The 21748-nt window shown below is 67.6% G+C and carries 22 protein-coding genes and 1 tRNA gene; 8 read left to right on the top strand and 15 right to left on the bottom strand.

All coding sequences use genetic code 11. The features are described 5' to 3' along the window. Positions 1–102 precede the first annotated feature (102 nt). Together C8J24_RS00265 and C8J24_RS00260 are read right to left on the bottom strand one after the other, a co-directional pair. Positions 103–177: transfer RNA gene (locus C8J24_RS00265), tRNA-Glu, on the bottom strand. 113 nt (positions 178–290) lie between these two features. Continuing rightward, a complete protein-coding gene (locus tag C8J24_RS00260) occupies positions 291–1664 on the bottom strand; it encodes a class II 3-deoxy-7-phosphoheptulonate synthase (protein WP_031441317.1) in 1374 nt (457 codons plus the stop codon). A 206-nt stretch (positions 1665–1870) separates the two neighbouring features. Here C8J24_RS00260 and C8J24_RS17675 point away from each other — a divergent pair, with 206 nt between their 5' ends. Next, positions 1871–2026, top strand: coding sequence for a hypothetical protein (locus C8J24_RS17675; protein WP_183936458.1), 156 nt, complete (start codon positions 1871–1873; stop codon positions 2024–2026). A 37-nt stretch (positions 2027–2063) separates the two neighbouring features. Here the strand turns inward: C8J24_RS17675 and C8J24_RS00255 are convergent, their stop codons facing one another. After that, positions 2064–3002, bottom strand: coding sequence for a D-2-hydroxyacid dehydrogenase (locus C8J24_RS00255; protein ID WP_107929546.1), 939 nt, complete (start codon positions 3000–3002; stop codon positions 2064–2066). A gap of 62 nt (positions 3003–3064) precedes the next feature. Next, a complete protein-coding gene (gene cysS / locus C8J24_RS00250) occupies positions 3065–4531 on the bottom strand; it encodes a cysteine--tRNA ligase (protein WP_107929545.1) in 1467 nt (488 codons plus the stop codon). 186 nt (positions 4532–4717) lie between these two features. On the opposite strand from cysS, the gene rpsU reads away from it, so the two are divergent. Together rpsU and C8J24_RS00240 are read left to right on the top strand one after the other, a co-directional pair. Further along, entirely contained in the window at positions 4718–4924 is a 207-nt protein-coding gene (gene rpsU / locus C8J24_RS00245; RefSeq protein WP_031394635.1) for a 30S ribosomal protein S21, read from the top strand. A 133-nt stretch (positions 4925–5057) separates the two neighbouring features. Next, on the top strand, positions 5058–5633 hold the full coding sequence (locus tag C8J24_RS00240) for an FKBP-type peptidyl-prolyl cis-trans isomerase (RefSeq protein WP_107929542.1): 576 nt from the start codon (positions 5058–5060) through the stop codon (positions 5631–5633). Between the two features lie 442 nt (positions 5634–6075). On the opposite strand, the gene C8J24_RS00235 is transcribed toward C8J24_RS00240, so the two are convergent. After that, positions 6076–6321: a hypothetical protein gene (locus C8J24_RS00235; protein WP_031394633.1), complete on the bottom strand. Its 246-nt coding sequence runs from the start codon at positions 6319–6321 to the stop codon at positions 6076–6078. Positions 6322–6490: 169 nt separating this feature from the next. Next, positions 6491–7291 (bottom strand): metallophosphoesterase family protein, encoded by an 801-nt coding sequence (locus tag C8J24_RS00230; RefSeq protein WP_107929540.1) that lies wholly within the window; start codon positions 7289–7291, stop codon positions 6491–6493. 92 nt (positions 7292–7383) lie between these two features. Between C8J24_RS00230 and C8J24_RS00225 the strand changes: the two genes are divergently transcribed. Continuing rightward, the gene (locus C8J24_RS00225) at positions 7384–8472 is read left to right on the top strand and encodes a M48 family metallopeptidase (protein WP_146163605.1); all 1089 of its coding nucleotides are present in this window, start codon (positions 7384–7386) and stop codon (positions 8470–8472) included. Here the strand turns inward: C8J24_RS00225 and wecC are convergent. Together wecC and wecB are read right to left on the bottom strand one after the other, a co-directional pair. Next, positions 8469–9764 (bottom strand): UDP-N-acetyl-D-mannosamine dehydrogenase, encoded by a 1296-nt coding sequence (wecC, locus tag C8J24_RS00220; RefSeq protein WP_107929536.1) that lies wholly within the window; start codon positions 9762–9764, stop codon positions 8469–8471. The genes C8J24_RS00225 and wecC overlap by 4 nt on opposite strands. A gap of 12 nt (positions 9765–9776) precedes the next feature. After that, a complete protein-coding gene (gene wecB / locus C8J24_RS00215; RefSeq protein ID WP_107929534.1) occupies positions 9777–10928 on the bottom strand; it encodes a non-hydrolyzing UDP-N-acetylglucosamine 2-epimerase in 1152 nt (383 codons plus the stop codon). 124 nt (positions 10929–11052) lie between these two features. On the opposite strand from wecB, the gene galU reads away from it, so the two are divergent. Further along, entirely contained in the window at positions 11053–11922 is an 870-nt protein-coding gene (gene galU / locus C8J24_RS00210; protein ID WP_031394718.1) for a UTP--glucose-1-phosphate uridylyltransferase GalU, read from the top strand. Between the two features lie 58 nt (positions 11923–11980). Here galU and C8J24_RS00205 read toward each other — a convergent pair whose 3' ends face one another. The 7 genes from C8J24_RS00205 to C8J24_RS00175 all read right to left on the bottom strand — a co-directional run bounded on the left by C8J24_RS00205 (position 11981) and on the right by C8J24_RS00175 (position 18588). Next, positions 11981–12736, bottom strand: a complete 756-nt coding sequence (locus C8J24_RS00205; protein ID WP_037531158.1) for a HesA/MoeB/ThiF family protein — start codon at positions 12734–12736, stop codon at positions 11981–11983. Next, complete coding sequence (locus tag C8J24_RS00200) at positions 12733–13248, bottom strand: hypothetical protein (RefSeq protein WP_107929532.1); 516 nt, start codon at positions 13246–13248, stop codon at positions 12733–12735. The genes C8J24_RS00205 and C8J24_RS00200 overlap by 4 nt, the downstream gene beginning before the upstream one ends. After that, entirely contained in the window at positions 13245–13685 is a 441-nt protein-coding gene (gene dut, locus C8J24_RS00195; protein ID WP_107929530.1) for a dUTP diphosphatase, read from the bottom strand. Before dut ends, C8J24_RS00200 begins: the two co-directional genes overlap by 4 nt. A 10-nt stretch (positions 13686–13695) precedes the next feature. Beyond that, positions 13696–14889, bottom strand: a complete 1194-nt coding sequence (gene coaBC / locus C8J24_RS00190) for a bifunctional phosphopantothenoylcysteine decarboxylase/phosphopantothenate--cysteine ligase CoaBC (protein ID WP_107929528.1) — start codon at positions 14887–14889, stop codon at positions 13696–13698. Positions 14890–14899: 10 nt separating this feature from the next. Next, positions 14900–16021 carry a hypothetical protein gene (locus C8J24_RS00185; protein WP_107929526.1) on the bottom strand — a complete coding sequence of 374 codons (1122 nt, stop codon included), beginning with the start codon at positions 16019–16021 and terminating at the stop codon, positions 14900–14902. Positions 16022–16034: 13 nt separating this feature from the next. Next, entirely contained in the window at positions 16035–17567 is a 1533-nt protein-coding gene (gene ubiB, locus C8J24_RS00180; RefSeq protein ID WP_107929524.1) for a 2-polyprenylphenol 6-hydroxylase, read from the bottom strand. A 241-nt stretch (positions 17568–17808) separates the two neighbouring features. Next, entirely contained in the window at positions 17809–18588 is a 780-nt protein-coding gene (locus C8J24_RS00175) for a class I SAM-dependent methyltransferase (RefSeq protein ID WP_042467653.1), read from the bottom strand. Between the two features lie 56 nt (positions 18589–18644). Between C8J24_RS00175 and mutM the strand changes: the two genes are divergently transcribed. From mutM to dnaA, 3 genes are all read left to right on the top strand, one after another. Further along, complete coding sequence (mutM, locus tag C8J24_RS00170) at positions 18645–19460, top strand: bifunctional DNA-formamidopyrimidine glycosylase/DNA-(apurinic or apyrimidinic site) lyase (protein WP_107929521.1); 816 nt, start codon at positions 18645–18647, stop codon at positions 19458–19460. A gap of 107 nt (positions 19461–19567) precedes the next feature. Continuing rightward, positions 19568–19831 (top strand): 30S ribosomal protein S20, encoded by a 264-nt coding sequence (gene rpsT / locus C8J24_RS00165; protein WP_031394736.1) that lies wholly within the window; start codon positions 19568–19570, stop codon positions 19829–19831. Positions 19832–20268: 437 nt separating this feature from the next. After that, the gene (dnaA, locus tag C8J24_RS00160) at positions 20269–21747 is read left to right on the top strand and encodes a chromosomal replication initiator protein DnaA (RefSeq protein WP_107931337.1); all 1479 of its coding nucleotides are present in this window, start codon (positions 20269–20271) and stop codon (positions 21745–21747) included. Position 21748: the final 1 nt, after the last annotated feature.

Here is a 21748-nt window from a genome sequence, read left to right as displayed (position 1 = left end):
CTCGCCCGTCGCTGCACCGTCGGGAAACACGTAGCGACACGGTTGCCGCGCACACGAATGCCGCAGTGATCTACGTCTCAGCGATGCCAAAATGGGTAGACTTGGTGACCCCTACGAGAATCGAACTCGTGCTTACGCCGTGAGAGGGCGTCGTCCTAACCGCTAGACGAAGGGGCCGTGTAGTCGAGCCGCGCTCCTACGGAAGCGGGGCGCGGGCGTCAAGGCGGTGCGGCGGCAAAATCGCGCGAGGGGCACGTTTTGCCGCCGGATCGCCTCGACGGTCGTCGTCGTCAGGCAGCGACCTTCTTGCGCTCGGCCATTTCGGCGTTGAGCATTTCGGCCAGAAGAAACGCCATCTCAAGGCTTTGGCTGGCGTTCAGGCGCGGATCGCAATGCGTGTGATACCGGTCCGCCAGGCTCTGCTCGGTGACGTCGACCGCGCCGCCGGTGCATTCGGTGACGTTCTGACCGGTCATCTCGATATGGATGCCGCCAGCATGCGTGCCCTCGGCGCGGTGCACTGCGAAGAAGCCGCGGACCTCGGCGAGGATACGCTCGAACGGCCGTGTCTTGTAGCCATTGGCCGCCTTCACGACGTTCCCGTGCATCGGGTCGCACGACCAGACGACGGGGTGCCCCGCGCGGGTCACCGCACGGACGAGCTTGGGCAGCGCGGCCTCGATCGAATCATAGCCATAGCGCGTGATCAGCGTCATCCGGCCGGGGATGCGCGCGGGGTTGAGCGTGTCGAGCATCCGCAGCAAAGCGTCCGGCTCGAGGCTCGGACCGCATTTGATGCCGATCGGATTGCCGATGCCGCGCAGATATTCGACATGGCTCGACCCCTCGAATCGCGTCCGGTCGCCGATCCACAGGAAATGCGCGCTCGTGTCGTACCAGTCGCCGGTCAGCGAATCCTGCCGCGTGAGTGCCTGCTCATATTGCAGCAGCAAAGCCTCGTGGCTGGTGTAGAAATTGGTCTGGGCGAGCTGCGGCACGGTTTCGGGATCGATCCCGCAGGCCGCCATGAACTCGAGCGCCTCGCCGATCCGGTCCGCCGTCTCGGCATATTTCTTCGACCAGGGGCTGCGGCCCATGAAGTCGTGCGTCCAGCGATGCACCTGATGCAGGTTGGCATACCCGCCCTGCGCGAAGGCGCGGAGCAGGTTGAGCGTCGCCGCCGACTGCGAATAGGCGCGGATCATCCGCTGCGGATCGGGGGCCCGCGACTCGGCCGTAAAGGCGATGTCGTTGACGTTGTCGCCGCGATAGCTCGGCAGCTCGACGCCGCCGATCGTCTCGGTATTGGCCGAGCGCGGCTTGGCGAACTGGCCCGCCATCCGGCCAAGCTTCACGACCGGCAGCTTCGAGGCGAAGGTCAGCACGACCGCCATCTGCAGGATGACGCGGAAGGTATCGCGGATGTTGTTCGCGCTGTGCTCGGCAAAGCTCTCGGCGCAGTCGCCGCCCTGGAGCAGGAACGCCTTGCCTGCCGCAACCTCGGCGAGGCTCGCGGTCAGGTTGCGCGCCTCGCCCGCGAAGACGAGCGGCGGAAACGTCGCAAGCTGTGCGGTCGCGGCGTCGAGCGCGCCGGCGTCGGGATACGAGGGGAGCTGGCGGGCTTCGTGCGTGGTCCAGCTGTCGGGGGCCCAGTTCGCGGCCATAATTGTTCGTCCGATTGGTGAATTCGAGGCGCGGCCATGCGCCGAATCGGCTTTTGGCGCAATCAAGTAAAGCTTGCAGGCGGGTGAGCACCGGATGGAATGTGACTGATCGCAGCAATCCGGACGGTCAGGGGTTGCCCGAGATTGTAGAGAAAGCGCTTCTCAATGTCGGGCAGGTTTGGCACAGGGCGACGATGGATCTTCCCTTGCGAATTATCATTGCATTTTCGATCGTTGGCGTCGGTGTCGCGATCGGCGTGCCCGTCCTGATCATGACGATGAAGCGCCGCCGTCGCGACAAGCGCCGCCGTCGCGGGATCAAGGACTATAACAGCCCGAACAACGGCACCGCGCGCAGCTGATCGTGCGACCGCCGGTGCCTGCCACCGACGCTATCGTTCAATAGCCCGCTGCAAGATCGGCGACGTTCCGCATCGCGGACCCCGCGCGGAACGCCTGCAGATTGTCGAGGAACATCGCCGCGCCGCGTTGGAACATCCTGGTCTGGCTGCGACCCGACAGATGCATCGTCAGGATCGTGTTCGGCGCGGACCATAAGGGGTGATCGGCGGGCAGCGGTTCGGGGTGCGTCGGATCGAGGAACGCGCCGCCAATCTGCCCCGAACGCAAGGCGGCGAGCAACGCCTCGTCATCGATCATGTCGCCGCGCGCGATGTTGATCAGCCATGCGCTGTCCTTCATCGCGGCAAGCTCGCCGCTGCCGATCAGCGTCTTGGTCGCATCGGTCGAGGGCGCGGCAAGCACCACCCAGTCGAACTCCCCGAGACGGGCGCGCCAGGCATCGGGCGTGAGCGTCGCGCCGCGCCCGGTCCGGGTCACGCCGGTCACGTCGACGCCAAAGGCCGCGAGCCGATCGCCGATCATCGCGCCGATCGTGCCATAGCCGATGACCAGCGCACGCGTGTCGGCAAGCTCGATCTTGCCCGGCGCGTCCTTCAGCCAGACATGTTCGGCCTGCGCGCGGAGGACTGTGTCGAGGCGCTTGGCGGCGACGAGTATCCCCATCACCGCATATTCCGCGACCGCGACCGCGTTGATGCCCGCGCCGTTGGTCAGGGTCACGCCCCGGTCGCGGAGCAAGGCGAGCGGGAAGGCGTCGAGTCCCGCATAGATGGTCGACACCCATTTCAGCTGCGGCCCGGCGGCGCGAATCGCGTCCGCCACCAGGTGAGTCGGCTGCATGTCGACCCAGGCGATGTCCGCATCGGCGATCGCCGCATTCGCCTCGCTTGGCGTTGCAAACCATTCGACGTCGAGATCGGACGGCAGATGCGGTTCGAGCAGCGGGCGGGCGGCGGCGGGAAGGACGGCTTTCATCCCCGCCTCTGTACCGCGCTTCGGGTGCGACGCCAAAGCGCAGAGTCGTTTTTCGCCGCGTGTCAGCCGATCCGCCAGTCCCAGCCGAGCGGATCGCCGTCCATCACCTCGACCCCGGCGCTGGCGAGGTCGTCGCGGATCGCGTCCGACCGCGGGAAGTCCTTCGCGGCCCGCGCGGCGCGGCGCTCGGCAAGGCGTTCGTCGACGGCTGCAGCATCAAGCGTAGCCGAAGCCGGACGAACGCGCAGATCTTCCCGGCGCAGGGCCGCAAGATCGAGTCCCAGCACCGCATCGAAATCGGCCAGCGCGGCGAGTCGGTCCGCGGGCGACAGTCGCTTGTCTGCGAGCAGTTCGTCGAGGACCGGCAAGGCGCGCGGCGTTGCGAGGTCGTCGCAGACCGCGATGTCGAGTCGGTCGCGGTAGCCAGCGAGCAGCGCGCGGACGGCGTCGGTCGCGGGTTTGGCGGGATCGCTTGCCGAATTGCCTGGGGCCGCACGGTCGCGCAACGCCTGCACGGTGAGTGCCAGCCGCTTCAGTCGCGTCGTCGCGGCCGCCAGATTGTCCCAGGAGAATTCGAGCTCGCTGCGATACTGTGCCTGCAGGCACATCAGCCGATAGGCGAGCGGGTGGAAGCCACGATCGATAAGCGTCTGGAGCGTCGTGAACTCGCCGCCGGATTTCGACATCTTTCCCGAGCGTTCGACGAGAAAGTTGTTGTGCATCCAGAGGTTCGCGCCGGTGTCCGCACAGCCGCAGCGTGCCTGGTTCTGGGCGATCTCGTTCGGGTGGTGGATCTCGCGGTGGTCGATGCCGCCGGTGTGGATGTCGAACTGCGGCCCCAGATATTTCTGGCTCATCACCGAGCATTCGAGATGCCAGCCGGGCGCACCGCGTCCCCAGGGCGAGTCCCATTCCATCTGGCGCATCTCGCCGGGCGCCGACGTCCGCCAGATCGCAAAATCCTGCGGGTGGCGCTTGCCCGCGACCGGATCGATCCGGCTCTCGCCGGCATCGTCGTTCGACCGGGCGAGCCGGCCATAATCCGGGACCGTGCTGGTATCGAAATACAGCCCGTCCTCGAGCAGGTAGCAATGCTCCGGCGCGATAGCCTCGGCAAAGGCGATCATCTCCGCGATATGGTCGGTCGCGAGCGGGAAGCGCGTCGGCGTGCGGATGTGGAGGTCGATCAGGTTGCGTTTGAAGGCTTCGGTGTAATGTCTTGCGATCGCCCAGATATCCTGCCCGCTGGCGCGCGCGGCGGCCTCCATCTTGTCGTCGCCCGCATCGGCATCCGAGGTCAGGTGGCCGACATCGGTGATGTTGACGATGTGCGTGAGGCCAAAGCCCTTCCACGTCAGCGTCCGCGACAGCGTGTCGGTGAAGACATAGGCGCGCAAATTGCCGATATGCGCATAATTGTAGACGGTCGGTCCGCAGGAATAGAGCCCGACATTGGCGGGATCGATCGGCGCAAACGGCTCGAGCCGGCGCGTCAGGCTGTTATACAGGGTCAGGGCGTGCGTGGTCATGCGCGGCTCTTAGCGCTCGCTTAGCCGGCGCGTAAACCGGTGCCCGACGTCAATCCCGACAAGGATAGGGCGGGTTTGGCTTGAAACAGCCGGCACACGCTGTTAGGGGCTCCCGTTCATGCGGCGCGGACTTGTTCGCGACGGCACTATCCATTCGTATCTATTCGACCGGAGCTTAACGGGTTTATGCAAATCATCGTCCGCGACAACAACGTCGACCAGGCCCTTCGCGCGCTCAAGAAGAAGCTGCAGCGTGAAGGCGTGTATCGCGAGATGAAGTTGCGCCGCCACTACGAGAAGCCGTCGGAAAAGCGCGCTCGCGAGCGTGCGGCTGCGATCCGTCGTTCGCGCAAGCTCGAGCGCAAGCGCGCCGAGCGCGACGGCGCACGCTAAGCTTCGCCTGCAGTAGGAACCCTCGGCTGCACGCGCAGCCAGGGTTTTGGGGGCCGCGTCACCGCGGCTCCGATTACGAATTCTACGGCACGCGCGGCGCTCCGGCGTGACCAGATGACCCGGGGTTTGTCCGATGTCGACCGTCACCGCCGTTCCGCTGCAGCCGACCAAGCGCAGCTATCTCATCTATCTGTGGCTGGGCATCGCGCTCGCGCTGATCGGCGCCGTCGCGCTCGCGCGCCAGGGTGACGATCCGCTGACCCGCAACGGGCGCGCCAAGGGCGTCGTCACGACCGCGTCGGGCCTCCAGTACAAGATTCTGACGCCGGGCAAGCCCGGTGCCGCCAAGCCGACCGATGCCGATGTCGCGCTGGTGAACTATGAGGGCAAGCTCCTCAACGGCACCACCTTCGACAAGTCGCAGCAGCCGACGCCGCTGCCCGTCACGGGCGTCGTTCCCGGCTTCTCCGAAGCGCTCAAGCTGATGCCAAAGGGCGGCAAGTACCGCTTCTGGCTGAAGCCCTCGCTCGGCTATGGCGACAAGGCGAGCGGGCCGATCCCGGCCAACTCGACGCTCGTGTTTGACGTCGAACTGCTCGACTTCCTGCCGCAGAGCGTCGTCCAGCAGATGCAGGCGCAGCAGCAGATGCAGATGCAGCAGGGTGCGCCGGGCGCCGGCGCCGGCGGCGCGGTACCGCAGCCGCGCTGATCGCCTCGTCGGGCGGTGCGCCGCCCGACTCGCCGAACTCGGCATCATGATACAGGGCCGTCCGCGACTGATCGTCGCGGGCGGCCTTTCTATGTCGGCGTAACTTGGATCATGCAGGGTTCGGCCGACGCGCCCGGTGACGCCTCGGGTGATCTCTCGCCCGCATGCCTTGGCCAAGGGTGGGCGCGCCGCGTCAGGGGTCAAACACCATCCGGCATTACAGCGGGATGGCGGATCATGGTCGACTGCCGGAATTCGTGTGCAGGCCTCAGTCCCGCGGATCGTCGCAATCTATCGTCGATCCCGGTGGCACGCGGTGCTTGCGCAGCGGTGCGAGGCGGGGAGGGGCGCTGGAGTTTCGCCGTACCCGCCCCGGGCCCATCTGCGGCAGGCAAAAAAATAGCGGCCCGAAGACCGCTATTTTCCAGAACTGAGCCTAGGCTTAGTTGCTGTCGCTGTCGTCGTCGTTATCGGCAACGATAACGATGCCGCCGACAACGGCTGCTGCTGCGAGGACTGCAACGATAACGCCGCCGCCTGCAACCTTGTTCTTCTTTGCGGTAACCGAACCGGCGCGAGCCGACTTCGAAACCGAAAGGCTTGCTGCCGAATTAACCGGTGCTGCCATGGCCGGAGCAACTGCCATCGTGGCTGCTGCTGCGGTCAGGAGATACTTCCCAAGACGCATGATGAACTCCCTTTGTGCTCGTCGCGTAGGTCTTTGGCACGAAACCTGACCTTGCGCAACCGAGGTAACTGGAACGGTACGGAAGAGTTCCATACTGTTGCGAGCGGGCAACATGCCCTGATCGCCCTGGGGGTATACCCTATTGTAGTAAGACGAGAAGGCATAGTTTTCAGGATTCGAGAGAATTTTCCGACGAACCGGGGCGGGGTGCCGTCTGCAACGTCCATGTGCGATCGCCCTCGATTCCCAGCGCGGTCAGCCGACCGGTCGCATAGGCGCCCGTATCTATGCCGATACGATGCGCCATCGTCTGGACCTCTTCGATCACCGTGTGGCCATGGACGATCATCTTGTCGAGCGGGCTGCGATGATCGAGAAACGGGTCGCGGATCCAGCGCAGATCCGAACCGCGCTGGTCCTCAAGCGGCGTTCCCGGACGGACGCCCGCATGCACGAACGCATAGTCGCCGATCGTGATCAGATCCTCGAAGCCGGCCAGGAACGCGCGGTGTGCCTCGGGCACGAGCTGCGCGAGACGCTGAACCAGCTCCTCGTAATCGAGCCGCTCATATTCCGCCGCGTCCATGCCGTAGCTCAGCACCGTCTCGCGACCGCCGATCCGGCAGAACAGCCGCAGCGCCTTGGGCTCGCCGTCGAGCGCGCCGAGGAAGATCTCCTCGTGATTGCCCTGCAGGAACCGCACGTCGGAGCGCGTCGCGGCATAGCCGATCAGCCGATCGATCACCGCGGCCGAGCCCGGACCCCGGTCGACGATATCGCCGAGGAAGATCACCGTCGTCTCCGCCGCGCCGCGCGCCGCATCGTCCGCGTCGATCTGCGCGATCAGGTCGTCGAGCAGATCGGCACAGCCATGGATGTCGCCGACCGCATAGACGCGCCGGCCTTCGGGGATCGAGCAGGACCGGCCCGCGGATCGCGGGGCCTTTGACCGAAAGAATCTTGAAATCATAAAGTCTATATCCGTTGGCACCGCACATAGAGGCTCGGGCGCGCCGTCGCAACGCGGCGCGGTTCGTCGACTCCTGCGCGAGGGTGGATGGCGTGCGGCTGAAAGCCGTCTATCAGGGCCGCATGTCGATCGTCATGCGTCTCCTGCCCGCAGTCCTGCTAAGCGCAGGTGCGGCCTCCGCGGTTCCGCCGCCGTCCGTCTCCGTCTCCCTCGCCGGCACCACCGCCGCTCCGGCTGCAGCACCCGCGGAGGCCCCGCCCAGGGCATTCTTCGAAGCACTGCGCGCCGCGGATCTGCGGCTTGCGACGATCGGATACCGGCTGACCTCCGCCAATGCGGCTTTGTGCGACCGGCTGCAGCCGCAGATTGGCATGCCGATCCATGCGCTCAACCAATATAGTGCGGAGGCCAGGCCGAATGCGATCGGCGTATTCGGGTTCGAAACGCGGCTGGCGGTCGAGGCGGTGGTCGCCAACGGGCCGGCCGCGCGCGCAGGCGTCCGGTCGGGGGATTCGATCCAGCTGCTCGCGGGCAAGCGGCAACCCGGGATCGGTGCCGCGAACACCGCGGAAACTCCCGCCGACCGCGACGCCGCCGAGGCCCTGATCGCAGCGCAGCCGCCCGGCGCACCGATCGCGATGACGGTCCTGCGCGACGGGCGCGCGGTCACGGTCTCGATCCCGGCTGTCGCGGGATGCCGCTCGCGATTCGAGATCCTGCTCGGCAGCGGTCTGGATGCGAGCGCGGACGGCGCGGTCGTCCAGATCGGCGAGAAATATTTCGAAGGCTATAGCGACGCGGAGATCGCGGTCATCGTCGCGCACGAACTGGCGCACAACATACTGCGCCACCGCGACCGGCTCGACGCGGCGAAGATCAGCCGCGGGCTGATGGCGGAACTCGGCCGCAACGGCCGACTGATCCGCCAGACCGAGGACGAGGCGGACCGGCTCAGCGTCTATCTGCTCGCCAATGCCGGCTATGATCCGCGCTCGGCACCACAATTCTGGCGCGAGAAGGGGGGCACGATCGACGGCGGCCTGTTCCGCAGCCGCACCCACGCCTCGTCAAAGGCGCGGGCGACCGCGCTCGACGCCGCCGTCCAGGACATTGCCCGCCGCCCCGAACGGCCGATCCTGCCCGCCGATGTCCTCGCGCTGCGGACCCAGCCGCTCCGCTAGCCCGCGGTCCGCGCCGGCTGCTGCGCCGTGCCGCGCGGCTGGTCGGGCCAGATCCCCCGCGTATCGAGCACCGTCTTCTCGCTGCGCTCCTCGAGCGGGATCGAACGGAAGACGTCGTGATCGACCAGCACGACCATGATCGGGCAGGTTTCGATCGCGGTGTCGACGTCGATCAGGGTCGCGCCGGTGCCGTCGAACGCCGGTGGCAGCGCCGCGGCATAGGGCTCGACGATCCGGACCCGGTCCCCGAAGCGATTCGCCACCGCCAGCGCGACCTTCATCGCCGGGCTCTCGCGGAAATCGTCGATATTGGCCTTGAACGCGAGGCCCAGGCACGCGACCGGCGCGGCCGGATCCGCCGCGATCATCGCGGCGACCTGCGCAATGACGTGATCGGTCTTGCCGTCATTCACCTCGCGCGCGGTGCGGATCAGCGGCGTCTGGTCGGGCGCGGCATGGACGAGGAACCAGGGGTCGACCGCGATGCAATGCCCGCCGACGCCGGGCCCGGGCTGCAGGATGTTGACGCGCGGGTGGCGATTGGCGAGCCGGATCACCTCCCAGACATCGACGTTCATCGTGTCGGCGATCAGCGACAGCTCGTTGGCGAACGCGATGTTGACGTCGCGAAACGCATTCTCGGTCAGCTTCGTCATCTCCGCGGCGCGCGCGGTGGTGGTGACGCACGCGCCGCGCACGAACCGGCGGTAGAAGGTGAGCGCCTTGCGTGCACAGCGCGGCGTGATCCCGCCGATGACGCGGTCATTGTCGATCAGCTCGACCAGGATGCGTCCCGGCAGCACGCGTTCGGGGCAATAGGCGATCGCGATATCGGCCTGGTCCCGGGTCCGCCCGGGCACGCGCAGATCGGGGCGCAAGGTCGCCAGCAGGTCGCGGACCTTCTCGGTCGTCCCGACGGGCGAGGTCGATTCGAGGATGACCGTATCGCCGGGCTTCAGCACGGGCGCGATCGTCGTCGCGGCCCCCAGGACATAGCTGATGTCGGGTGCATGCGCGGCGTCGAACGGGGTTGGCACCGCGATCACGAAGACGTCGGCGGGCTCGACCGTCATCGCCGCACGCAGCGTACCGCGCGCGACCACGCCCGAGACCAGACCGTCGAGATCGACCTCCTCGATATGCACGCGCCCCGAATTGATCGTCTCGACGACGCGTTCGGTCACGTCGACACCGAGCACGCGCGCGCCGGTCCGCGCGATGATCGCCGCGGTGGGCAGGCCGATATAGCCCAGTCCCATGACGACGACGTTCAGTTCAGTATCGGAAAGCATGACGGATGTTCCTCAACGATAGGCCGGTGCGCTGGCGACCGCCTGGGCCATGGTCTGCGCGATGGTCTGGGCGATCCGGGCCGCAGCATGGCCGTCGCCGAACGGATTGTGCGCGCGCGCCATCGCGGAATAGGCCGCTTTGTCGTCGAGCAGCGTGAAGATTTCGGAAACGATGCGGTCCTCCGACGTCCCGACCAGCTTTGCGGTACCCGCTTCGACACCCTCGGGGCGCTCGGTCGTCTCGCGCATCACCAGCACCGGCTTGCCGAGCGCGGGCGCTTCCTCCTGCACGCCGCCTGAATCGGTCAGGACGATCTCGGCAAGCCCTAGCGCGCGGACGAAGCTCGGGTAATCGAGCGGCGCGATCCGCGCGATATCGGGCTGATCGCCAAGGATGCGGTCCATCACCGCGACGACATTCGGGTTGGGATGCACGGGAAAGACGACCGCGACGTCGTCGCGCGCCGCGATCCGCGCGATCGCCCGCGCGATCCCGGCCATCGCGTCGCCGAAATTCTCGCGCCGGTGCGTCGTGACGAGGATGATCCGCTTGCCCGCAGTATCCGCCACGACCGGGTCGAGCGCGGCGCCGAGCGCCGGATCCGCCGCCACCCGCGCGTTTGTCCAGTGCAGCGCGTCGATCACAGTGTTGCCCGTGACGTGAATCGTCGAGGGGGCGATATTCTCGCGCAGCAACGCGTCCGCCGCGGTCTGGGTCGGCGCGAAGTGCAAGGCGGCGATCGGCGCGACGATCCGCCGGTTCACTTCCTCGGGCCAGGGATGATGGATGTCGCCCGAGCGCAGCCCCGCCTCGACATGCGCGACCGGGACCTTGCGGTAATAGGCGGCGAGCGCGCCGGTCATCGCGGTCGCGGTGTCGCCCTGGACCACGACCATGTCGGGCTGCTCGGCGTCCATCACCTCGCCCAGCCCGACCAGCAGCCGCGCGGTCAGCCGATCAAGCGTCTGGCCCGGCTCCATCAGGTCGAGATCGATATCGGGGGACAGCCCCGCGATCGCGAGCACCTGGTCGAGCAGTCCGCGATGCTGTGCGGTCACGCAGGTCCTGACGACCAGCCCCGGCTGCGCCTGCAACGCCCGGATGACCGGGAAGAGTTTGATCGCTTCGGGGCGCGTCCCGAAGATGACGAGTATTTTTGACATGGAACCCGCCTACACCCCACGTCTTTAATGACGCGCTAACCGCCGCAGTTGATTTGCCGACTCCGTTCGGCGGCTTTATGCACCCGCAACGATCTGCACCCGCAACGATACAAGGGACTACTGAATGACGATCAAACCGCTGCGCAAGGCCGTATTCCCCGTTGCTGGGCTTGGCACGCGATTCCTTCCGGCGACCAAGTCGATGCCCAAGGAGATGCTGACCGTCGTCGACAAGCCGCTGATCCAATATGCCGTCGAAGAGGCGCTTGAGGCGGGGATCGAGCAGATCATCTTCGTCACCGGCCGCGGCAAGGGCGCGCTCGAGGATCATTTCGACATCTCCTACGAGCTCGAGGCGACGATGCGCGCGCGCGGCAAGTCGCTGACCGTGCTCGACGGCATCCGCCAGCGGCCCGGTTCGCCCGTCTATGTCCGTCAGCAGGAGCCGCTGGGTCTCGGCCATGCGGTCTGGTGCGCGCGCGAGATCGTCGGCGACGAGCCGTTCGCGGTGCTGCTCCCCGACGAGCTGATGGTCGGCAAGCCCGGCTTCATGAAGCAGATGGTCGAGGCGTATAACAAGGTCGGCGGCAACGTCATCGGAGCGCTCGAGGTCGCCGATTCGGAAACCGACAAATACGGCATCATCTCGCCCGGCGCGACCGACGGTCGCCTGACCGAGGTCACCGCGCTGATCGAGAAGCCCGCCAAGGGCACCTCGCCGTCGAACCTGATGATCCCGGGCCGCTACATCCTTCAGCCCGAGGTGATGCGCATCCTCGAAGGGCAGGAAAAGGGCGCCGGCGGCGAGATCCAGCTGACCGACGCGATGGCGCAGCTGATCGGCAACCAGCCGTTCCACGGCTTTACCTTCGATGGCCAGCGCTACGACTGCGGCGACAAGGCGGGCTATATCCAGGCCAATCTCGCGCTCGCACTCGCACGCGACGATATCGGACCGGTCGTCCGCGCCTTCGCCAAGACGCTGCTGGGCTGAACGATCTGCAAGATGCGGGGCGGGTGGGTTCAGCCCATCCGCCCCGCTCGTTTTCGGATCAGCCGCCGCCGCAGCAGGGGCAGCCGGGATCCTTGGGCAGCCGGATCGTCCGGAAGCGGAGCGACAACAGGTCGATCAGCAACAGCTGCCCCGCCACATCGTCGCCGAACGGCGCGACCGCACGAATCACTTCCAGCGCGGCCAGGCTGCCGACCACGCCCGTGACGGGGCCGAGGATGCCGTCCTCCGCACAGCTCGTCTCGGCACGCTCGGGATTCTCGCCGACGAAACAGCGATAGCAGGGCCGGTCGGGCTCCCAGCCGCGATAGACGCCGAGCTGGCCTTCGAACTGTCCGACCGCCGCCGAGACCAGCGGGATCCGCGCCGCATGCGCCGCATCGGCGACCACGAACCGCGTCGCGAAATTGTCGCAGCCGTCGAGCACCACGTCCGCGCCCGCGATCAGCGCGCCGATATTGCCTTGGTCGACCCTCAGGCGGTGCGTGTCGACCGTGACGTTCGGATTGATCCGGCGCAGCGCCGCGGCGGCGGCCTCGACCTTGGCGAGACCTTGGTCTTCGGTGCGGAAGATCGTCTGACGCTGCAGGTTCGACGTCTCGACCGCGTCGTCGTCGATCAGCACGAGGCGCCCGATCCCGGCCGCCGCGAGATACTGGATCGCCGGCGAGCCGATGCCGCCGGCGCCGATCACCACCGCCGTCGCCGCCTTCAGGCGGAGCTGACCGGTGCCGCCGAACTCGCGGAGAACGATGTGCCGGGCATAGCGCGCAAGTTCGTCGTCGGAGAGCGTCATGCCTTCCACGCGAACACCATCGTCGTGCGGTACCAGCTGTCGGTGGCGGCGCCGCGCAGGTCGACATTGTTGCGCGCCGCGCCCAGCAGCAGTCCGGCGGCGAACTGCTCGACTGTCGGGCAGTCGATCGCGCGCGGCGTGACCCGTCGCACCCGGCCATCCGCCGCGGCGAGCAGTGCGAGGTCGAGGTTCAGGACCCAGCCCTGCGGCGTCCGCGTCGCGCCACCGCACCGCCCGGCCAGCACCTCGCGCTGAACGAACGTGCTGGCATCCAGCGACGGGGCGACCGCGCGTCGCAGCCGCAACACCGGCAGCGCGCTCCAGTCCTGTGGTGGCAGCGGGACGCCACCCGTCACCTGCGGCGGCGCGGACGGCGCAGGCGCGGGGGGCAGGGTCGGAACGACGGGCGGGGGGATGATCCGCGGCACGGGCAGCGCCGGTCCGGTCTGCAGATCGGCGGCCGGCGCCTGCACGGCGCCCAGCGACGCTGCCAGGAGGAGCAGCGCGATCATCGTCCGGTCGACCCGAATCCTCCATGCCCGCGCACCGTGTCGTCGAGCGTCTCGACCTCGCCGAGGCTCGCGCGCACCACCGCTGCGGGAACGAGCTGCGCGATCCGGTCGCCGCGGGCGATGTCGAAGGGGGCATCGCCGAGATTGGCGAGGATGACCTTCACCTCGCCGCGATAGTCCGAATCGATCGTTCCGGGCGTGTTGAGGCAGGTCACGCCGTGCTTGAGCGCAAGCCCCGAGCGCGGCCGCACCTGCACCTCGTAGCCTTCGGGAATCGCGATCGCAAAGCCGGTCGCGACCGCCGCGCGGGCGCCCGGTGCGAGCGTCAGCGGCTCGGCGGCGACCACGTCCATGCCCGCGGCACCTGTGGTCGCATAGGCGGGCAGGGGGAGGCCATCGCCATGCGGCAATCTCTTGAGGTCTATACGGATCGTCATGCGGCGCGGTTTAGCGCATCGGCTGTGCGGGTTCCAGCGCATCGGCGACGCGCCGTGCCAGCTGCGCCGCGACTGCATCCTTGCCCTGCCGCGGCCAGCTCTCGACGCCGTCCTTCGTGACGATGTGGACGCTGTTGCTGTCGCCGCCCATCACGTCGCCCGACACGTCGTTGGCGACGATCCAGTCGACGTCCTTGCGCGCGCGCTTGGCGGTCGCATGCTCGACGACGCGTTCGGTCTCGGCCGCAAAACCGATCAGCAGCGCGGGTCGCTGCGGGCTGCGCGCCAGCGTCGCCAGGATGTCGGGGTTCTCGGACAGCGAAAGCGTCGGCGTCGCGTCGCCCTTCTTGATCTTCTGCACCGCGGCGTCGACGTGCCAGTCGGCGACCGCCGCGACCATGATCGCGGCGTCGACGGGCAGGGCCCGATCCACCGCATCGGCCATCTCGCGTGCGGTCTCGACGTCGATGCGCGTCACGCCGGCGGGGGTCGGCAGCGTCACCGGCCCTGCCACCAGCGTCACCCGTGCGCCGAGTGCCGCCAGCGCGCCCGCGATCGCGAAGCCCTGCCGCCCCGACGACCGGTTGGCGATATAGCGGACGGGATCGATCGGCTCGTGCGTCGGCCCTGCGGTGACGAGGATGTGCCGGCCCGCGAGACGCTGCGGCTTGGCCTCGAGCGCGGCATCGATCGCGTCGGCGATCCGGTCGGGCTCGGGCAGCCGCCCCGGACCGAATTCACCGCACGCCATCGGCCCCTCGTCGGGCGCCATCACGGTGATGCCGTCCGCACGCAGCTGCGCGACGTTGCGGATTGTCGCGGGGTGCAGCCACATCCGCACGTTCATCGCCGGCGCCGCGAGCACCGGCTTGTCGGTCGCGAGCAGCAATGTCGTCGCAAGGTCGTTGGCGAGCCCGCCCGCCATCCGCGCGATCAGGTCCGCGGTCGCGGGCGCGACGACGATCAGGTCGGCCTGACGGCTGAGCTGGATATGCCCCATCTCCGCCTCGTCCTTCAGGTCCCACAGGGTCGTATAGACCTTGTCCTCGCTGAGTGCGGCGAGCGTCATCGGCGTGACGAAATGCTGCCCCGCCTCGGTCAGCACGCAGCGGACCGCATGGCCCCGCTTGCGCAGGAGTCGGACGAGTTCGCTCGCCTTGTAGGCGGCGATGCCGCCCCCGACGATCAGGAGAATACGCTTCATGCGGCGAGTCCTAGCGGATCACGCGCGTCACCGTAATCCGTCGTGTATCGCGCGCCGCGACGATCATGTCGCGCAGGCCGTCCACCGCGAAGACGATCCCGATCAGCAGGACAGGGGTGGTGATCAGCGCCCAGGGGAAGTCGTCGCTGCGCACGCCCAGCGCGATCACCGCCGCATAGCCCAGCAGCGTGGCGAGCGCCCGGACAGCGGCAGGATCGCGCCACGCCAGCCACCCGAACAGCGCGGTCGCGATCAGGACCGCCGCCAGCCAGTCCGGCAGCAGCGCGAGGCCCGACGACAGCGTCACGAGCTGCACATAGAAGCCGAACCCCTCCAGACCGCTCAGCCCCTGCGCGCTGCGGTCGAGCGGACCGGTGACCAGCGTCACCGCATGCGCATGCGCGGCGAGCGCGACGAAGAAGACGAGGGTCGCGCCGACCCATGCGGCGGCCTCGCGGCGCTCGCCCTCGATCCACGCGATCACCGCCATGATCACGACATAGATCAGCGCGGTCTCGCGGATCAGCATCGCCGACAGGCCGAGCGCGACCGCGGGGATCCACTCACCGGGGCGCCGCAAGGCGAGCGAGAGCGCGATCAGAGCCCCCGCCCAGACTTCGGGGAACACGACCAGCGGCGGCTCGAGATGCACGTAGAGCCCCGTCAGGATCAGCAGCCCCGCGATTCCCACGGGGATCGGCCCGGTCATCGCCGGGCGCAACCGGACGATCCACGCGCCCATCGCGCCAATGCAGAGGAGCGGCAACAGCGCGGTGACGAGCAGCGGCGGCACCGCGGCCTGCACCACCGCCAGCGTCGGCAGCCGGACCGTCGTATAGGGCTTGAGCGGAGCGTGCGCGACGCGGTGCGCCTCGGCCGCCGCGACATAATAGGGCGTGCCGCTGCGCACGTTTGCGACGACGCTCTGATAGAGCAGCAGCTCGGTCTGGCCCAGCGGCGCGGACGCCACGCCCGCCTCGCCAGGGCGTGGTCCGGGCGCGCTGGTCGCGGTCAGGCACGCGAGCAGCAGCATCGCGAACAGCGCGAGCCCCAGCCGCGCCTGCGACCGGGACATGCCGGCAAACCGGCTCGGGCCGACCAGCCACAGGGGGGCGCCCCGCCGCGTCCTCATCCGACGTGCAGGCTCAACCGAAGACCAGCGTGGCGGCAACCCCGGCCATCGCCGCGATCACCGCGACGAGGCCATAGCGCCAGCCGCCGCCGATCCGGATGACCTCGATCTCGCGCAGTGGCATCGTCGGCGGTGCGCCGCCGGGTGCCGGGTAATGCGCCTCAATCCGGCGGACCAGTTCGGGCAGCCGGGTCAGCGTGCGCACGTCCTCGATGATCCGGTCGGCGATCGCCGCCTCGGGGCCGAGTTCGCCGCGGATCCAGTCGCGCACGAACGGCTCCGCGCTCTCCCACAGGTTGATGTCGGGATCCAGGCTGGTCGCCACGCCCTCGACCATCACCATCGTCTTCTGCAGCAGCAGCAAATGCGGCTGAGTCACCATGTCGAAGTCGCGCGTGATCGAGAACAGGCTGTCGAGCATCATGCCGATCGACATGTCCTTGACCGGCAACCCGCGCATCGGCTCGCCAACCGCGCGCAAGGCGGTCGCGAATTCGGCGACGTCGTGGTGCGCAGGCACATAGCCCGCCTCGAAATGGATCTCGGCGACGCGTTTATAGTTGCCGGTGATGAGGCCATAAAGGATCTCGGCGAGCCAGACTCGGGCGCGCCGGTCGATCCGGCCCATGATGCCGAAGTCGATCGCCGCGATCCGGTTGCCCGGCATCGCGAACAGGTTTCCCTGGTGCATGTCGGCATGGAAGAACCCGTCGGCGATCGCCTGGCGCAGGAACGCGCGTACCAAGGTCTGCGCGAGGCCGGGCAGGTCGTAGCCGGCCGCGACCAGCGCGGGGCGATCCGACAGCTTGATGCCGTTGATCCACTCGATCGTCATGACCTTGGCGGTCGATCGCGCCCAGTCGATCGCGGGGATGACGAAATCGGGCTCGGCGGTCATGCCGTCCGCGAGCTCGGACGCCGAGGCGGCCTCGCGCCGGAAGTTGAGCTCGCGCAGCGTCCAGCGCTTGAACGTCTCGATCGTCAGGCGCGGCCGCAGACGCATCGCCTCGGGGCTCAGCGCCTCGAGCTGCGCCGCCGCCCAGCTATAGGTGTCGATCGCCCGCGCGAAATCATCCTCGACGCCGGGGCGCAGCACCTTGACCGCAACCTGGCGGCCATCGGTGGTCGTCGCGCGGTGGACCTGCGCGATCGACGCGGCGCCGACCGGGACCTGCTCGATCCGCGAGAACAGCGTTTCGAGCGGCTTGCCGAAGCTCGCCAGCATCGCCGCCTCGATCGTCTCGTAAGGGACGGGCGACAGCTGGTCCTGCAGCCGCAGCAGATCCTGCGCGGCATCCTCGCCGACCAGATCAGGGCGAGTGGCGAGCGTCTGCCCGAGCTTGATCGCGGCGGGGCCGATCGCCTGGAACGCATCGGCATAGCGCGGCACCTTCGGCACGCGCGCGCCGAACCGGGCGATCCGCGCGAGGCGACGCACGGCGGCCGGCGTATTGGGATCCCGCTCGATCCCGCGCAGCGCGCCGTGCCGGGCGAGAATGCGACCCCATTTGAGAAGCCGCCAGACATGGGTGGTCGAGGCGGTCACAGGCCGTTCACTGCAGAAAGCGAGATGGGTTCACGCGAAGGCGCGAAGGCGCAAAGAGAAGGCAGAAATGGTTCGCGCGGAGGCGCGGAGGCGCGGAGAGTGTGCACCCTGCCGCGACTGCGGCTTTTCATCACCGGCGAAGAGTTGATTATGCGCTGTCGCGCGAATGCGGCTCTGACTCTCCGCGTCTCCGCGTCTCCGCGTGAACCCCTCTTCGCGCCTTCGCGCCTTCGCGTGACCACTAAATCTTCCAACCCGAATGAATCGCAACCAGACCGCCCAGCAGCGGCTCGACCTTCGTCTGCACGAAACCCGCATCCGCGATCATGCCCTTGAACTTGGGCATGTCCGGGAATCGACGGATCGACTCGATCAGATAGCGATAGCTGTCGGCATCCTGCGCGAGCAGTTGCCCGAGCTTCGGCACCATCTTGTGCGAATAGGCGTCGTACACCTCGGCAAAGCCCGGCCACACGGTGGTCGAGAATTCGAGACAGTAAAACCGCCCGCCACGCCGCAGCACGCGGTGGGCCTCGCGCAGCGCCTTGGGGATGTCGGTCACGTTCCGGATTCCGAACGCGATCGTGTACGCGTCGAAGAACCTGTCGGGAAAGGTCAGCGTCTCGGCATTCGCCTCGGTCCAGACCAGCCCGTCGAGCCCGCGCTTGTGCGCGCGTTCCATGCCGACCTCGAGCATCTGCGGATTGATGTCGGCAACCGTGATCGATGCGCCCGACGGCTCCATGCGGAACGCGATGTCACCGGTGCCGCCCGCCATGTCGAGGATCTGCTCGCCCTCGCGCGGCTTCACGCGGCGGACGAAGCGGTCCTTCCACAGCCGGTGCATGCCGCCCGACATCGCGTCGTTCATCAGGTCATATTTGCTCGCGACGTTCGAAAACACGCCGCCGACGCGCGCGGTCTTCTCGGTGGCGGGAATGTCCTCATAACCGAACGAGACGGTATCGGCCTTCGGGGCGGTGTCGGGGATGAGAGCGGGGGCGGGCGCGATGTCATTCATGCCCCGTGCTCTAGCGGCGCCTTGTGGCGCGGGCAAACGCAACCTAGCTGGAAAACGTGCCAGAACTTCCCGAAGTCGAAACCACCGTGCGCGGGCTCGAACCCGTGCTGCTCGGCCAGCGCCTGGCCTCGGTCGAACCGCGCCGTGCGGACCTGCGCAAGGCGATTCCCGTCGACCTGCGGCAGCGCATGACCGGCGCGACCGTCACGCGGCTGTCGCGGCGCGCCAAATACGGCCTGATCAACACCGATCGCGGCGATACGCTCGTCTTCCATCTCGGCATGTCGGGACGCTGGCGGGTCGATCCCAGCGCGATCCTGCCGCACGACCATCTGCTCATCGGCACCGCGGCGGGGCGGACGGTCGCGCTGAACGACCCGCGACGCTTCGGCTTTCTCGATCTCTGGTCCAGCGACGCGATCGAGACCTATCCGCCGTTCCTCACGATGGGGCCCGAACCGCTCGGCCCCGATCTGACCGCGGCCTATCTCCTCGCGGCGCTCGAAGGGCGTGGCGCCTCGATCAAGGCGATGCTGCTCGACCAGCGGATCGTCGCAGGCCTCGGCAACATCTATGTGTGCGAGGCGCTGCACATGGCTAAGATCGCGCCGAGCCGGGCGGCGGGGCGAATCGCGCTGCCACGACTCGAACGGCTGGTCGAGGCGATCCGCACGGTGCTGACCGCCGCGATCCTCGCGGGCGGATCGAGTCTGCGCGACTATGCGCGGCCCGACGGCGAGCTCGGCTATTTCTCGAAACAATGGCGCGTCTATGGTCGCGAGGGCGAACCCTGTTCGTGCGGCGCGCTGGTCCGCCGCAGGACGGAGGGCGGGCGTTCGACCTTCTGGTGCGCGCGCTGTCAAAAGGCATGACGGAACGCGGTTGACGATTCGGTGCGGAGTGGGTAGGAGCCGCGCTTCGAGAGGGCGTAGGAGCAATCCGGCGCCCCTTTTTATCATTCGAACATCCAGAGGGCTTCATGGCGAACACGCCGCAGGCGAAAAAGCGTATCCGTCGCAACGACCGTCGCGCGGAAGTGAACGGCAACCGCGTTGGCCGTATCCGTACCTTCATCAAGAAGGTCGAGGCCGCACTGGCTTCGGGCGACAAGGGCGCAGCGACCACCGCACTGGCCGCGGCACAGCCTGAGCTGCAGCGTGGCGTCGCCAAGGGCGTGCTGCACAAGAACACCGCGAGCCGCAAGTTCGCGCGTCTGACCAAGGCCGTGACCGGGCTCGCCTGAGCGACCCGACATTGCCGGAGCGGATTGCCCGCCGGGATCTTCCCGGCGGGTTTTTTGCGTCTGCAAAGGGAACGGAAGGCGCGCTCGCGCAACCCACGGATTCCCCGCGATTCGAGTGACGCCGGATCATGCCGCACCGGCTCCGAAATCGTAAAAATTGGCCAAACACAGCCACTTATAAAAATATCGACGCATTTCCGGGGCTTGATCAAGTCAACCCGCTTTATTTCGAAAATGTGACGTGCTCGGGCCTTGCTAGACTCGCCGATCGCTTCATAACTGAACGAACGGCGGCGGTGAATCACGGACGTGAATCACCACTGCGCAAGCAACAGGGCGAAGATGCCGGGCGACCCTATGGGTCGTCACGGGGGATCATTTTCTGTCGGGACTATATCACCAGCGCGGCTGTCGCGCGGGGTCGGAGAAGTGTGCGCGTGACGAATTGGCAAGGATCGACCGTGCACGCTTCGGAGGCCGAAAAGGCCTGGGATCGCGTGCGCTCGTCCCTGCGCGAGTCTGCCGGCGCGCGCCTGTTCGAGCAGTGGCTGAAGCCGATCGAGCTGATCCCGAGCGACGACGAGGAGTCGATCCGCCTCGCCTTGCCGTCGGCCTTCATGACCAACTGGGTCCGCAACCATTATGCGGACCGGCTCGCACTCGAATTCCGGCAGATCCTGCCGCAGGTCCGCACCGTCCAGATCGAGACGCGCAGGCCCGGTCCGAAGCCCGTGCTGCTGGTGATGCCGACCCCTGCGGAGATCCCGGACCGCACCACCGCGGCTGCGGCCGTGGAACCCGCCCAGGTCCCGGTCAAATTCGGCGTCGACCCGTCACTGAAGCCCGCCCCCGCGGCACAGCCGGCGCCCGCCTACGACACCATCATCCCCGAGCGCCCGCCGCTTGATCCGCGCTACACGTTCGACCGCTTCGTCGTCGATGCGTCGAACAAGGTCGCGTTCAACGCCGCCAAGGTGCTCGCCGAGCCCGGACCCGTGCGGTTCAGCCCGCTGTTCCTCCACAGCAACACGGGGCAGGGCAAGACGCATCTGATGCATGCGATCGGCCACACGTTCCTCGCGGCCAACCCGCACGCGGTCGTGCTGTGCATGTCGGCCGAGCGGTTCATGTATGACTTCGTCGCGGCGATGCGCGCGCGCGACACGCATGCGTTCAAGCGCCGGCTGCGCGGCGCCGACCTGCTGCTGATCGACGATCTCCAGTTCATCGCCGGCAAGGACGCGACGCAGGAGGAATTCTTCCACACGATCAACGAGATCATGACCGCCGGCAAGCGGCTGGTGATCTCCGCCGATCGCTGCCCGCAGGCGCTCGAGGGCGTCGAATCGCGGATCATCAGCCGCATGGCGGTCGGGCTGGTCGCCGACATCAAGGCGCCCGACCTGCTGCTGCGCCGGACGATCCTCGACCGCAAGCTCGTCGACCTGCCCGACCTGCGCGTGCCGACCGACGTGCTCGATCTGATCGCGAGCCGGATCCACGCCAATATCCGCGAGCTCGAGGGCGCGCTGAACCGCGTCATCGCCTATGCGCAGCTGACCGGCGAGACGATCGACCTCGAGTTCGCGATCGCGACGCTCGGCGAAGTGCTGCGCGGCGCGCAGAAGCGCGTGACGATCGACGAGATCCAGAAGCTGGTGACGGCGCATTTCGAACTGAAGCCGCTCGACATGATCTCGGCACGCCGCGCGCGTGCGGTCGCGCGGCCGCGGCAGATCGCAATGTATCTCGCCAAGCGGCTGACGACGCGGTCGCTGCCCGAGATCGGGCGCAAGTTCGGCGGCCGCGATCACTCGACGGTGATCCACGCGGTCCGCAAGATCACCGAACTGCGCGACCAGGACCGCGACATCGACGCCGCGGTCCGTGTGCTGATGCGCGAACTGGAGGGCTGAG

Origin of the sequence: Sphingomonas aerolata (genome assembly GCF_003046295.1) — a bacterium.
Taxonomy (GTDB): Bacteria; Pseudomonadota; Alphaproteobacteria; order Sphingomonadales; family Sphingomonadaceae; genus Sphingomonas; species Sphingomonas aerolata.
This window is presented reverse-complemented; position numbering and strand designations above follow the sequence as displayed.